This window comes from Parvularcula oceani, assembly GCF_000733125.1.
GTDB classification, from domain to species: Bacteria; Pseudomonadota; Alphaproteobacteria; order Caulobacterales; family Parvularculaceae; genus Parvularcula; species Parvularcula oceani.
Genome location: NZ_JPHU01000001.1, coordinates 308,159 through 320,903, shown reverse-complemented (window position 1 = coordinate 320,903; position 12,745 = coordinate 308,159). Strand labels below are relative to the sequence as shown.

The 12,745-nt window shown below is 67.7% G+C and carries 14 protein-coding genes; 7 read left to right on the top strand and 7 right to left on the bottom strand.

Translation table 11 applies throughout. The features are described from left to right. Positions 1 to 68: 68 nt before the first annotated feature. Complete coding sequence (locus tag IE88_RS18475; RefSeq protein WP_202900389.1) at positions 69 to 770, bottom strand: FAD-dependent oxidoreductase; 702 nt, start codon at positions 768 to 770, stop codon at positions 69 to 71. A gap of 178 nt (positions 771 to 948) precedes the next feature. Between IE88_RS18475 and IE88_RS0101545 the strand changes: the two genes are divergently transcribed. Then, positions 949 to 1,128: a hypothetical protein gene (locus IE88_RS0101545; RefSeq protein ID WP_156032285.1), complete on the top strand. Its 180-nt coding sequence runs from the start codon at positions 949 to 951 to the stop codon at positions 1,126 to 1,128. Here the strand turns inward: IE88_RS0101545 and IE88_RS0101540 are convergent. Then, entirely contained in the window at positions 1,125 to 2,267 is a 1,143-nt protein-coding gene (locus IE88_RS0101540) for an AGE family epimerase/isomerase (RefSeq protein WP_031549392.1), read from the bottom strand. The two genes, IE88_RS0101545 and IE88_RS0101540, sit on opposite strands and share 4 nt — an antisense overlap. Beyond that, complete coding sequence (locus IE88_RS0101535; protein WP_036766294.1) at positions 2,264 to 3,337, bottom strand: mannose-1-phosphate guanylyltransferase/mannose-6-phosphate isomerase; 1,074 nt, start codon at positions 3,335 to 3,337, stop codon at positions 2,264 to 2,266. Before IE88_RS0101535 ends, IE88_RS0101540 begins: the two co-directional genes overlap by 4 nt. A 116-nt stretch (positions 3,338 to 3,453) precedes the next feature. Between IE88_RS0101535 and IE88_RS0101530 the strand changes: the two genes are divergently transcribed. Further along, the gene (locus IE88_RS0101530; protein WP_051881361.1) at positions 3,454 to 5,946 is read left to right on the top strand and encodes a ligase-associated DNA damage response DEXH box helicase; all 2,493 of its coding nucleotides are present in this window, start codon (positions 3,454 to 3,456) and stop codon (positions 5,944 to 5,946) included. A 19-nt stretch (positions 5,947 to 5,965) separates the two neighbouring features. Here IE88_RS0101530 and IE88_RS0101525 read toward each other — a convergent pair whose 3' ends face one another. Next, positions 5,966 to 6,589: a glutathione S-transferase family protein gene (locus IE88_RS0101525; RefSeq protein ID WP_051881360.1), complete on the bottom strand. Its 624-nt coding sequence runs from the start codon at positions 6,587 to 6,589 to the stop codon at positions 5,966 to 5,968. Positions 6,590 to 6,692: 103 nt separating this feature from the next. On the opposite strand from IE88_RS0101525, the gene IE88_RS0101520 reads away from it, so the two are divergent. From IE88_RS0101520 to IE88_RS0101505, 4 genes are all read left to right on the top strand, one after another. After that, complete coding sequence (locus IE88_RS0101520) at positions 6,693 to 7,016, top strand: hypothetical protein (protein ID WP_051881359.1); 324 nt, start codon at positions 6,693 to 6,695, stop codon at positions 7,014 to 7,016. 147 nt (positions 7,017 to 7,163) lie between these two features. Then, the gene (locus IE88_RS0101515) at positions 7,164 to 7,445 is read left to right on the top strand and encodes a PGPGW domain-containing protein (protein WP_031549382.1); all 282 of its coding nucleotides are present in this window, start codon (positions 7,164 to 7,166) and stop codon (positions 7,443 to 7,445) included. A 43-nt stretch (positions 7,446 to 7,488) separates the two neighbouring features. Beyond that, complete coding sequence (locus IE88_RS0101510; protein ID WP_031549380.1) at positions 7,489 to 8,337, top strand: alpha/beta hydrolase; 849 nt, start codon at positions 7,489 to 7,491, stop codon at positions 8,335 to 8,337. After that, positions 8,334 to 9,773, top strand: a complete 1,440-nt coding sequence (locus IE88_RS0101505; protein WP_031549379.1) for a dihydrolipoyl dehydrogenase — start codon at positions 8,334 to 8,336, stop codon at positions 9,771 to 9,773. Before IE88_RS0101510 ends, IE88_RS0101505 begins: the two co-directional genes overlap by 4 nt. 52 nt (positions 9,774 to 9,825) lie before the next feature. Here the strand turns inward: IE88_RS0101505 and IE88_RS17005 are convergent, their stop codons facing one another. From IE88_RS17005 to IE88_RS0101490, 3 genes are all read right to left on the bottom strand, one after another. Further along, the gene (locus IE88_RS17005; RefSeq protein ID WP_051881358.1) at positions 9,826 to 10,632 is read right to left on the bottom strand and encodes a YsnF/AvaK domain-containing protein; all 807 of its coding nucleotides are present in this window, start codon (positions 10,630 to 10,632) and stop codon (positions 9,826 to 9,828) included. Positions 10,633 to 10,647: 15 nt separating this feature from the next. Then, complete coding sequence (locus IE88_RS17000) at positions 10,648 to 11,211, bottom strand: YsnF/AvaK domain-containing protein (protein WP_156032283.1); 564 nt, start codon at positions 11,209 to 11,211, stop codon at positions 10,648 to 10,650. An 80-nt stretch (positions 11,212 to 11,291) separates the two neighbouring features. After that, on the bottom strand, positions 11,292 to 11,651 hold the full coding sequence (locus IE88_RS0101490; protein WP_031549373.1) for a hypothetical protein: 360 nt from the start codon (positions 11,649 to 11,651) through the stop codon (positions 11,292 to 11,294). Positions 11,652 to 11,815: 164 nt separating this feature from the next. On the opposite strand from IE88_RS0101490, the gene IE88_RS0101485 reads away from it, so the two are divergent. Then, entirely contained in the window at positions 11,816 to 12,742 is a 927-nt protein-coding gene (locus IE88_RS0101485; protein WP_031549371.1) for a cytochrome c oxidase subunit 3, read from the top strand. The last annotated feature ends 3 nt before the right edge of the window (positions 12,743 to 12,745 follow it).

Sequence of the window (12,745 nt, the reverse complement as noted above, 5' to 3'; positions counted from 1 at the left end):
GCGAGGAGCGGCGCCGTCTGCGGCCAGAGCGCTTCGGCCTCATTGCGCCAGCTCTCTAGAGGCGCGGCTCACCAATCCTTCGCCTGCGCAGCCTTGATCGACCAGAAATAGGTCGCGGTCTTCGGGGCGCCCGGGCTCGGCCGGCCCGATGCCATCACCCCAGCCATGCGGGAGGCGGCGCGGTAGCGCTGCTCAAGTGCCGCCGGGTCGAAATCCCCATCTGCAGGCCAGGGCAAGGTCGCCCAGAGTGCGCCATAGGGAAGCTCGCGACGCGGTGCCTTCGTCAGCGGAGACCGGAGGCCGAGCGCGTCGACGATCAGTGCGAACGGCCCCGCCTCGCGGCCGCCATTCAGGCGGAGCGTGCCGCGTTCGGCATCGGCACCCTCGATATCGCTTTGCGGCAGGAGGGTCGCGCCCGCCTCGCGCGCAGCCTCGAGCAGAGTCTCGAAGAGCGTGCCGCGCAGAGTACCGAAGCCCTGGCGGCCTGTGCCGAGCGCCGCGAAGCGGACATCGAGCACGCGGCGGTCCTGCTCGTTTCGGCCGATCAGGCGGTCGATGGGTGCGCAAAGAGGCGCGAGATTCTCCCACAGGCCCATCCGTTCGAGAACGGCACGCCCGGTCGGCTGGATCATCAGCCCCGATCCGACGGCCCGCGGCGCCTCGAACCGGTCGAAGACGAGGACGCGGCGTCCCTCACCCGCGAGCAGCGTCGCGATCGCCAGCCCGCCAATGCCTGCGCCGAGAACGGCGATGTCTCCTGCCTGTCCCAACGCCCGATTTCGCCCCGTCCGCCCGGCGCGACGCTAGGCGGGCGGGAGCAGCTGCGCTAGCGGCGTGGTGCCGCGCATCTCCTTGCGACCAACAAGCTTTGTATTGTAAAGTAGATCCGGGTATAAGGGGCGGAGCGTGGTGCTCACGCCAGCGAGCCGTCAGGTCCGGAGCGAACTCATGAAGTCCCTTCTCGCAGACAGCCTCGTCCCCCTCATCGCCGTGGCAGTCGCAGCCCTTGGTGGGGCCTTCTTCGTCTTCGGCGAATATGACGACTCGCCGGGCGCGATGCTTATCGGCTGCCTTGCGGTTCTGGGGGCGGCGGTCACCGTGGTGGTTACAGGGCGCCGCCGCGCCTAGAGGGCGGCCACCGTCCGATCGGCTTCCGCCGCGAGGCTGACGATGTGGTAGAAGCTGCTGGCGGGCATGTCCTCGCTGACGATGTCGCCGTTCTCGTCATACTGGTCGTACCAGCCGCCCGGCATCGGCGTGCCGAGATAGTCGTCCATGAAGCGGCCGATCAGGCGTGCGGCCTTGTCGGCCATTCCATCCTTACCCCGCCGCGCCAGGACGAGCGTGCCCTTGGCGTATTCGCCTTGGACCCAGAGGCGGCGCGTCGCGCGGCTGGGCGCGCCGTCCGTATGCGCTTCGTCGATGAGGAGGCCGGAGGCGCCCAGGCCGGTGCGTTCGGCGGCCTCGTAGAGCGACATGATGAGCGCGGACTGGTCCTCGCCGGTCGCCTCCTCATAGCCGTCGAGCAGCCAGCACCACTCAGCCATGTGGCCAGGCTCGACGAGATCGCCGCGCTGAGGGTCGAGCGCCCAGTCTTGCGTGAAGAACTCCCGCAGCACCGCGCCGTCCCAGAAGCGTTCCGTGAAGAGAGCATGAATGGCCCGGGCCCGCTCCAGCGCGCTCTCCACCCCTGCCGCATGCAGGGCGAGGAAGGCCTCGAAGAGGTGCATGTGCGGGTTCTGGCGGCGGGGCAGGGCGGCGGGGACGCCTTCGAGATAGCTGCCATCGTCCTGTCGCAGCCTGTCGAGGAAGGAGAGGGTGCGCTTCGCGACCTCGCCCGCCTGCTCGTCGCCGAAGACGCGCAGGCGCCAGGCGGCGGCCAGCAGGACGAAGGCGTGATCATAGGTATCGCGCCTGCCGTCCTCGACCCCGCCCTCGGGCGTCAGGCAATGCACGAAGCCTGTGAACGGCCCGTCGCCCGACAGGCTGCCGTCATCGGTGCCCGCTTCGAGCGTGAAGCTCCAGGCATGGTCCGACGCGCTGCGGCCGAGATCGGTCCAGCCGAGCGCCTCGGCATGGGCGAAGGCATAGGCCATGCGCGGATGGACGCGGAAGCGCTTGGTCCGGTCCATGAGCGGCGCGCCGTCGGGCGCGAGCGCTTCATAGAAGCCGCCGCGATGGTCGCGGCCCCTGCGCCCCCAGACGGGCAGGGCGTGCTCAGTGAGCCAGGCCTTGAGCCTCGCATTGGCTTCTTCGAGCGCGGTCACAGAATCTCGCTCCGCCCCTCGGCCTTGAGCTTCTCGACGATCGTCTTGACGTCCTGCGCGCGGGTCTTGTCGACGACGAGCACCGCGTCGCCCGTCGCGATGATGATGACGTCCTTCACGCCGATGGCGGCGACGAGCGGGCCGTCGGAGCGGATATGGCTGCCCTCGCAGTCGAGCGCGAGGACATCACCCTTTTCGAGCGCGCCGCCTTCGAGGGCGTGTTCGGCCACGGCGCTCCAGGAGCCGATATCGTCCCAGCCAATATTGACGGGATCGACCACGGCGGCCTTGTCCGTCCGCTCCATGATCGCATAGTCGATCGAATCGGCGGGGACCTGCGCGAAGCTCGCTTCGTCGAGGCGCAGCGTGCCATCCTCCTGCGCCGCCCGGTCATAGGCCTTGCGCGCCTCCTCCACCATTTGGGGCACATGGGTCTGCGCCTCGGCGAGAAGATCGCGGGCCCGGAAGAGGAAGATGCCCGCATTCCAGGCATAGCCGCCTTCGCGAAGATAGCGCTCCGCCGTCTCCGCGTCGGGTTTCTCGACGAAGGCGTCGACGGCATAGACGCCGTCGGTAAGAGGGGCGCCGCGGCGGATATAGCCATAGCCGGTCTCGGGACCCGTCGGCGCGATGCCGAGAGTGACGAGATGCCCCCGCTCGGCCGCGGCCCGTCCACGGTTCACCGCCTCCCAGAAGCCTTGCGCGTCGCGGATGTGATGGTCGGCGGGCAGGAGGAGGACGAGGCCTTCCGGGTCGGACTTCGCGACATGCAGGCTGGCGACGATGGCGACGGGGGCGGTGTTCCGGCCCACCGGCTCGGTGATGATGACGGGGGCGGCGGCGCCGTCGCGTGTCAGGAGCGTCCGGATCTTCCCGCAATGCGCGTCCCCGCAGATCACGACTGGACGGGCGACCTCCTGCCCACCGGCTTCGAGCCGCGCCACGGTCTCCTCCAGCATCGACCGGTTCGTGACGAGAGCCCGGTATTGCTTGGGCTCGCTCTTGCGCGAGAGAGGCCAGAGCCGTGTTCCGGCGCCGCCGGACATGATGATCGGGGTGATGGAAGACATGGAATTCTCTGCGGTGGTGACGATGTGCGCGCCTGCGCGTTGTGTCGGCTGGGGGCGTGCCTCGCAAGCCGTAAAGGGGTCCCGGCAGGGCAGCGGCTTTCCCGAGCGTGCCCTATATGGGTCGGATGCTCGACCCTTCGCTTCCCGATGCGGTGCTTCCGCCGCGCTTCCAAAGCTGGTTCGACGGGCGCGGCTGGCGCCTGCGCGACCATCAGCGCGCGGTGCTGGAGGCGGCGCGGGCCGAGGCTTCTGCGCTGCTCGTCGCGCCGACGGGCGGGGGAAAGACGCTTGCGGGCTTCCTGCCGAGCCTCGTTGAGCTGTCCGAACGGCCCAAGAACCAGCGCAGCCTGCACACCCTCTATGTCAGCCCGCTCAAGGCGCTGGCGGTGGATATCGAGCGGAACCTGAAGACGCCGATCGAAGAGATTGGCCTCGATATCCAGGTCGAGGCGCGCACCGGCGACACCAAATCCTCGGTCCGCCAGCGCCAGAGGACGCGGCCGCCGGACATCCTGCTGACGACGCCCGAACAGATCGCGCTGCTCCTTGCGCATCCTTCGGCCGAGGATCTGTTTTCTGGCCTGCGCTGCGTCGTCCTCGACGAGCTTCACGCCTTGCGCGGCTCGAAGCGGGGCGACCTCCTCTCGCTGGACCTTGCCCGCCTGTGGACGCTGGCGCCCGCGCTGCGGACGGTGGGGCTGTCCGCGACCGTCGCCGATCCCCTGCCGCTGCGGCGCTATCTCGTGCCCCAGCCCGAGGAGGGAAGTGCCGAAGCGGCGCTGATCGAGGGGAAAGGCGGCGTGCGGCCCGATGTGCGGGTGATGACGGGGGAGGACCGCATACCCTGGTCCGGCCATTCGGGCCGCCACGCCTTCGGCGCGGTCTACGAGGCGATCAAGGGCGCGACCACCACGCTCGTCTTCACCAACACCCGCAGCCAGGCCGAGGTCTGCTTTCAGGAGCTGTGGAAGCTGAACGAGGACTCGCTGCCCATCGCCCTCCACCACGGCAGCCTCGAGCGGGCGCAGCGCGAACGGGTCGAGGCGGCGATGCAGGCGGGTGGGCTTCGCGCCATCGTCTGCACGGCGACGCTCGACATGGGGATCGACTGGGGCGCGGTGGACCTCGTTATCTGCCTCGGAGCGCCGAAAGGCGCGTCGCGCCTCGTGCAAAGGATCGGGCGGGCCAATCACCGTATGGACGAGCCGTCCCGCGCGCTGCTCGTGCCCGCGAACCGCTTCGAGGTGCTCGAATGCGTCGCCGCGAAGGAAGCGGTCGATGCGGGGCTTCTGGACGGGGAGGGCGCGAAGCCCGGCGCGCTCGATGTCCTCTGCCAGCATATCTGGGGCATGGCCTGTGCGGAGCCGTTTCATCCGGACCACCTCTACCGCGAGGTGACGAGCGCGGCGCCCTATGCCGGGCTCCCGCGCGAGGTGTTCGACCGGGCGCTCGATTTCGTCGCGACCGGCGGCTACGCGATGAAGGCCTATGACCGCTATCGCCGCATCGTGCGCCAGCCGGACGGCCGCATGCGCATCCGCGATCCGCGCACGGCGCAGCTCTATCGCCTGAACGCCGGAACCATTGTCGAGATGCCCGTCTACAATGTCCGGATCGGACGGCTGGGCGGCACGGACGGCAAGCCCGGGCGGGCGCGGCCGGGCCGCAAGCTCGGCACGATGGAGGAGTGGTTCACGAGCCAGCTGACGCCGGGGGACACCTTCCTCTTCGCCGGCGAGGTGCTGCGCTTCGAGGGCATTCAGGAGACGGACGTTCTGGTCACCAAGTCGCGCTCGGACGAGGTGAAGATCCCCTCCTGGCAGGGCTCGAAATTCCCTCTGTCGAGCTTTCTTTCGGCCCGCGTGCGCGACATCGTCAACGACCCCGCGCGCTGGGGCCAGCTTCCCGCGCAGGTGCAGGAATGGCTGCACCTGCAAAGGCGCAAATCCTATGTGCCGAAGCCCGACGAGCTCCTGATCGAGACCTTCGAGCGGGCGGAGAAGTTCCACCTCGTCTGCTATCCCTTCGACGGGCGGATCGCGCACCAATCGCTCGGCACCCTTCTGACGCGGCGGCTGGAGCGGGCGGGGATGCAGCCCCTGGGCTTCTGTCCGACCGAATACGCGCTGTCGGTCTGGATGCGGCGCGATCCGAGCGGGCTCGATATGGATGCCCTGTTCGACGAGGACATGCTGGGCGACGATCTCGATGACTGGCTCGCCGATGCGCAGCTGATGAAGCGGACCTTCCGCAATTGCGCGATCATCGCGGGCATGATCGAGCGGAATCATCCGGGCCAGGAGAAATCAGGCCGGCAGGTCAGCTTCTCGGCCGGCTTGATCTACGACGTGCTGCGCGAGCACGAGCCCGATCATATCCTTCTGCAGGCGGCCTGGAACGATGCGGCGGCGGGTTTCCTCGACATCCGGCGCCTCGGCGCGCTCCTGTCGCGGATCCAGGGGCATCTCGTCCTCAAGCCGCTCGCCCATGTTTCGCCGCTCGCCGTGCCGGTGATGATGGAGGCGGGGCGCGAGACGATCATCGGCGGCGCGAACGAGGCGATCCTTGCAGAGCTGCAAGAGGAGCTCCTGTCGGAGATGATGGCCTGAAGAGCTCCTCTCCGGCCGATCATGCCTCCGGGGAAGCGCTCGCCACCTTCCAGCTTTCGCGGGCGGTGCAGCGGTCGAAATAGGCCGTCACCGGTTCGGGCGCATGCTTCATGATGCCGGCGAATTTGGCGAGCAGCAGCATATAGGCGACCGATATGTCTGCGGCCGAGAAGCCGGTCGGCAGGAGGTAGTCATGCGCCGAGAGCTGTCCTGCGAGCACGTCGAGGCAATGGCGTGCGCTGTCCTCTCCCCATTGCGCCATGGCCGGGATCCGCGCCGCTTCGGGCAGGAGGCGCCGGTGACCCAGGCACATGGTCACGTAAGGACCCATGCCCGCTTCGCCGTAATGCAGCCATTGCAGATAGGGGCCGTAAAGCCTGTCGGAAGGCTCCGGGGCGAGGCCTTTCGCGCCATGCTTGGCGAGAAGATATTCCATGATCGCGACCGATTCGAAGAGGATCAGCCCGTCATCGTCGATCGCCGGAACCTTGGCCGTCGGATTGATGGCCCGGAAATCGTCCGAGGTCATGTAGTCGCCGCGAATGGGGAAGGTCTTGGTCTCGTAAGGCACGCCCATCTCCTCGAGCAGCCAGAGGATGCGGACGGATCGGGACGGCGGCGCATGGTAGACGGTCAGGGTCACGGAAATTTTCCTCCCATAAATGATGGCTGGGCCAAGAACCGGGATTTGTTCGGCCGCAGCAAGTGTTACCAGCAGTCCGACCTTCAGAAGCGACCCTTACAAGATGACGAAGCCAGATCCGATCGCCCAAGCTGCCGAGGACATGTTCGCCGCATGGCAGGTGCTTGCCTTCCGCCTGCCCATGCTGGCGATGCAGTCCACGCCGTCGCGCCGGAAGGAGGCGCAGCGCATGGTGACCGAGAAAGCGGAGGCGGCTTTCGACGGCGCCCTCGCTTGGCAGCGCTACTGGGCGCTCACCTCTCTCGAGCTGTGGAGCAAGCCGCTGGCGCCCAATGCGCTGCAGGAGGCTGCCGATGCCTGGGCGGCGCCGGGACGGAAGACGCTCCGCGCCAATGCCAGGCGCCTGTCGCGCCGCAAGGGCCGCTGAGCGCAGGCTCCGCCTTTTTCTCGCCACAGGAGCGAACGGTTCGGATTCAAAGCGAGACGCCCATCTAACGATCCGGAAAATCACAGTCCGCCACATTGCTTAGGCACGCAGACGTGACTAGCTAGCTCGGCAGAAAAGGGTGTGGGTATGGACGCGGTTTCGGCAGGTCTTCTAGCGCTCGCGCACAAGGTGGCGGGCTCGGTCATGCTTCTGTTCGGGGTCGTCCTCTTTCCGCTCCCCATTCCCTTCGGCCTCATCCTCATTGCGCTCGGGCTCGCCTTCCTGGCGCCTTATGTCGCACCGGCCCGCGCCGTCATCCGTGCCCTGCGCAGCCGGGCGCCGCTTCTGGACCGCGCAATGGCGAAATATGCGCATCGCTGTCCGTCGGTCGTGCGCACCGCTATCGAGCGGACGGCGCCCATTCTCTGATCCTGCGGGTGGCCCCCGGGCCGCGCCGGGTTAGGTCCAGGCGGTGACCCGCCTTCTTCTTCTCCTGCTTCTGATCACCCCTGCCGCCTGCACGGGACCCGCCCTGCTCAACGCGGTCGCGCGGAACCCGGACCGCGCGACGGCGACGGTGCACGATGTCGGCTATGGCGAGGGGGAGCGGCAGGTCTATGACCTCTACGTGCCCGACCGGCCCGGGCCGCATCCCGTGCTGGTCTTCTTCCACGGCGGCAGCTGGAAGGCGGGCAGCAAGGACAGCTATGCCTTCGCCGGGAAGCGGTTCGCCGCGGAAGGGTTCCTGACGGCCGTGCCGAGCTACACCCTGACGCCGGAGGGCGCTTATCCCGTCTTCATGCGGGACGCCGCCGCAGCGCTGGCAGACGTGATCGAACGGGCGCAGGATCATGAGGGCGACCCGGACCGGCTGTTCTTGGCAGGGCATTCGGCAGGAGCCTATATCGCCGTCCAACTCGCTCTGGCTCCCGAATTCCTCGCGGGCGAAGGACTGACGCCCGGCATCGTAGACGCGGTGGCGGGCCTCTCCGGTCCCTATGACTTCCTGCCCCTAGAGGCAGGGGTCGGCCTCGACGCCTTCGGAAATGCCGATGACCGCGAGGCGACGCAGCCTGTGAACCGCGTCACCCCCGAGGCGCCCCCGATGATCCTGATCACGGGAACCGATGACGATACGGTCCTGCCGCGCAACACGGCCGCGCTGGCCGGGCGGCTCCGCGAGGCGGGGGTGGAGGTCGAGGCGCGGCGCTATCCCGGCATCGACCATGCCGGGACCGTGATCGCGCTCGCCTTTCCCGGCCGCGCGCCGGTGGTCGAGGACGTGAGCGCATTCTTCGCGAAGACAGGATCGGACCTATGAGAACCGTGGACGTGGCGATCATCGGCGCCGGGACCGCCGGCCTTCAGGCCTATGCCGCTGCGGCCCTGCACACGGAGAACGTTCTCCTGATCGAGCAGGGCGCCTATGGCACCACCTGCGCGCGGCGCGGCTGCATGCCGTCCAAGCTGATGATCGCCGCCGCCGATGCGGCCCATGCCGTGCGGCATGCCGAAGAGTTCGGCATCAGGGGCGGGCCGGCGGCCATCGACGGACAGGCGGTGATGGCGCGCGTCCACCGCCTGCGGGATCATTTCGTCCGGGGCGTGGTCGAGGATACCGAGGCGATCCCGCAGGAGCGCCGCCTGCGCGGGCGCGCCCGCTTCCGCGAGCCGGGCATATTGGAGGTGGACGGCGAGCCGCTGCGGGCCCGCCGCATCGTCATCGCGACCGGTTCGACCGCGCGTGTGCCGGACATGCTCGGGCGGGGCGCCGGCCAGCGCCTCCTGACCATCGACGATGTCTTCGAATGGAACGACCTGCCCGAAAGCGTCGTCGTCTTCGGAGCCGGCGTGATCGGAATCGAGGCCGCCCAGTTCCTCGCCCGCCTCGGCGTCAGGGTGTGCTGCTTGTCCAAGGGAGGGAAGATCGCGATCCTGACCGACCCGCATGTGAACGAAGCCGCGCATGCGATTCTCGGCGCCGAATTCCACCTCGACACGGATGCCGAAATCGAGCGCGTGGAGAATGACGGTTGCTCCGTCTCCGTCACGTTCCGCGAGGACGGCGAGACCCGGACCGAGCGCTTCGACTACGCCTTGGCCGCGACGGGCCGCGAGCCGGCGCTCGGCGGACTGGCGCTCGAAAATAGCGGGCTGAAGCGCGATCGCCGCGGCGTGCCGCTCTCCGATCCCGCAACCGGATTGTGCGAGAGCGGGGAGGGGCCCGGTTGCGCCCCCGTCTTCATCGCCGGAGATGCCGAAGGCCGCGCGCCGGTCCTGCCCGTCGCCTCGGACGATGGCAGGATCGCGGGCGACAATGCGGGGCGCTGGCCAGGCGTGAAGGCGCATGAGCGCAAGGTGCCCCTCTTCGTGACCTATTCGCGTCCCTCGATCGGGATCGCCGGCATGATGGCCGAGGAGGTCGCGGCATCGGGCCTCGACTACCGGACCGGGGAAGCCTCCTTCGCCGATCAGGGCCGCGCCGTGGTCGAGGGGCGGGCGAGGGGGCTCTTGCGCATCTATGGCGAATGGGCGACCGGCCGGATCCTCGGCGCGGAGATGATCGGTCCGGATGCGGAGCATCACGCTCATCTTCTCGCCTGGGCGATCGGGCGCGGGCTCTGCGTGCCCGAGGCGCTCGGCCTGCCGGTCTACCACCCCTGCACCGAAGAGGCGGTGCGAACGGCGCTGCGCGACCTCTGCCGGAACCTCCAGCTCGACGATCTGGCGGTCGAGCGCATCATGCCGAGCGACTGAACGAAAAAAGGCCCCGCCGAAGCGGGGCCTTCATTTTCATATCGAAGCGGGATTACCGGTTCGGGTGGCGGTCGTCGCGGCGCTCGGTGCGCAGGCCGCCATCCTTCGTGTCGTCATCCACATCGACTTCGGTCGAGCGGATCTGGTCGACGACGTGCTTCTTCTTCTCGGTCGCCTTCTTGCCGACCTCGACTTCCTCCTTGAGCACGGCTTCCTTGTTCACGACGGCTTCCTCGCCGCGTTCGTGAACCTCGACCGTCTTGTCCTTGAGGAGGCTGTCCGCCTCACCGGGCGAAAGTTTCTTGCCGACCTTGTGGCGCTCGACGTCGACTTCCTCGCTGCGCAGGGTCACGTCCTTCTCGACCGGCTTTTCGGTGACATAGGAGCGGACCTTGACCGAGCCCTTGTCGACTTCGCGCTTGCCGACATTCATCCGCTCTTCGACGACGGGGATCGTGTCCCCCTCCTTGTGGGTCGTCGTGTCGCCGCGGCCATAGGCGTTGCGCGTGCCGAAGCGGTGTTCGTCGGTATAGCTCTTCTCGCGCTCGTCGAGATCGATGCCGCCGCCTTCGAGGACACGGACGGCCTCGGAAACCTCGTTGTCGTCGACGCGCGCCTGGACCAGCGTCTCGCCGCGATCGAGGGCGTCGTGATAGGTGTGCAACTCGTCATCGGGGATCGAGCTGTCGCTGAGATGGCGGTAGCGCTTGTTCGTCTCGTCGTAGCGTCCCTCCTTCACCTCGGTCTCGCGATCGATGATGTGCACGTTGTTCTCGTGAATGTTCGCCGACTTCAGGGCGTTCTTCGCGGCTTCCGCTTCGCGGCGGTTCGAATAAACAGCGGTAACAATGCGTTCCATGTCTGATCTCCTCATTTAACGTCTTGAGTCTGGGTGGGCGGGGGCATCGCCGCCGGGGCCGGTGGGCGCGGAAGGCGCGTCCTCTCCGGACCCGGGCGGGATTCTGTTGATCGTGACCTTTTCCTTGGCGAGCGGGATGCTCTGCTTGTCGAGGCGGGTGACCTCGTCGATCTTGATCCGGACCTCCTCGGTGACGACCAGCTGCTTGGTGACGACGACCCTCTCCTCGAGGATCGGCACGACGACGGTGTCGCCTTCGAGCCGCGGCTCGGGCCGCTCCTCGACGACCCTGTCGACCCTGACCCTCTCGAGTTCGGCCGTCTGGTCGTGGAGTTCCGTCTCGACCGTCTCGTCCTCGGTGACGATCTCGGTCGAGACCCGGACACCGCCCTTGTCGACCTCGTGGGTCGTGACCGCGGCGCGTTCCTCCACGACGGGAAGGACGTGCCGCTCTTGCGTGGCGGGCCTGTCTCCGCTCGCGTCTGCCGGTGCGACCGTCGGCGCGTCGGAGGGCGGCTTCTTGCCCGGGGCGGGGTCTGTTCGTTTTCGCGTCGTCATGCCCAAGGCAACACGTCGCACCCGGCCTATGTTGCTGCCCCGTGTGATGACGAATGCGTTAACTCTATGACTCTGCGGCGACTCTCGCTCCCGTGACCCGCTCAGTCCTTCCGTTCGGGGCCGCTATAGTCGCCCGGCGCGCTGGCGGAGCCGTCGGGCCGCACCTGGTCCTCGCGGCTCCAGCTTCCCTTCGGCCCGCCGGCCATGTCGCTCGTGCCCTCTCCGGCCCGGGGCGCCTCGGCCGCGCCCGAGCGGCGGGTGTCGTTGGGCGCCCGCTCCCCCTTCAGTATGGCGACGGCCCGCTCGACCTCTTCGGGCTGGACATAGGCCCTGACGGCGATGCCGCCGTTCTCTTCTTCCATGTGAATGTCGTGCGCGTAGATATTCGCCTGCTCCAGCGCGTCATGCGCGGCCTGGGCGCTGGCGCGGTCGGGAAAATGGGCGGTGACGTGCTTGTGCATGATCGGCTCCTTCGTGCGTGCCGAAGAAACAGAGCCCGCAGGCGGGAAGTTCGATGCTACACTTGCGCGCGCTGCGTTGCCTTGCGCGGCTCTCGGCGCTACTCCTCGCCCCAACGATCAGCGTGTCGCCGCAAGGCGAGCAGACTCAACAGGACACGACCGACATGGCCGGCGACGTCAAGCACGACTACCACCTCGTCAATCCCAGCCCCTGGCCCCTGGTGGGCTCCGTCACCGCCATGGTGATGATGCTGGGCGCCGTGGTCTGGCGCTACTCCGAGCAGAAGCTGTTCGGCATGTCGGGGCCGTGGCTCTTCTTCCTCGGCCTGGCGGGCGTGCTGTTCACCATGGCCGGCTGGTGGCGCGACGTGGTTCGCGAATCGCTGCGCGGCGAGAACACGACATCTGTCGTCCGCATCGGCCTGCGCTACGGCATGGTCCTGTTCATCCTGTCCGAGGTGATGTTCTTCGTCGCCTGGTTCTGGGCCTTCTTCGCCGGCGCGCTCTTCCCCGATGCCGGTCCGGCCATCATGCTGTCGGACGGCACCCAGATGCTGAACGCCGAGGGGCTTCCGGCCTATCTTCAGAACGATGCGAAATTCCACGCGCTCGGCGGCGAGTGGCCGCCCGAAGGCGTCCGCCCGCTGAGCCCCTGGGGCCTGCCGCTCGTCAACACGATCATCCTGCTGCTTTCGGGTACGACCGTCACCTGGGCGCACCACGCCGTCACGATCGGCGACAAGGAAGGCTTCAAGTGGGGCATGATCTCCACGATCGGCCTCGGCGTGATCTTCTCGTTCTTCCAGGCCATCGAGTATTACGAGGCGCTGGCGCTCAACCTCTTCGCCTTCAACAACGGTTCGATCTACGGCTCGTCCTTCTTCATGGCGACGGGCTTCCACGGGCTGCACGTCATCATCGGGACCTTGTTCCTGATCGTCTGCCTGTTCCGCGGACTGCGCGGGCAGTTCACCGAAGATCGCCATTTCGGCTTCGAGGCGGCGGCCTGGTACTGGCACTTCGTCGACGTCGTCTGGCTGTTCCTCTTCGCGATGATCTACGTGCTGGGGAACCAGGGCCTTCTGAGCTGACGG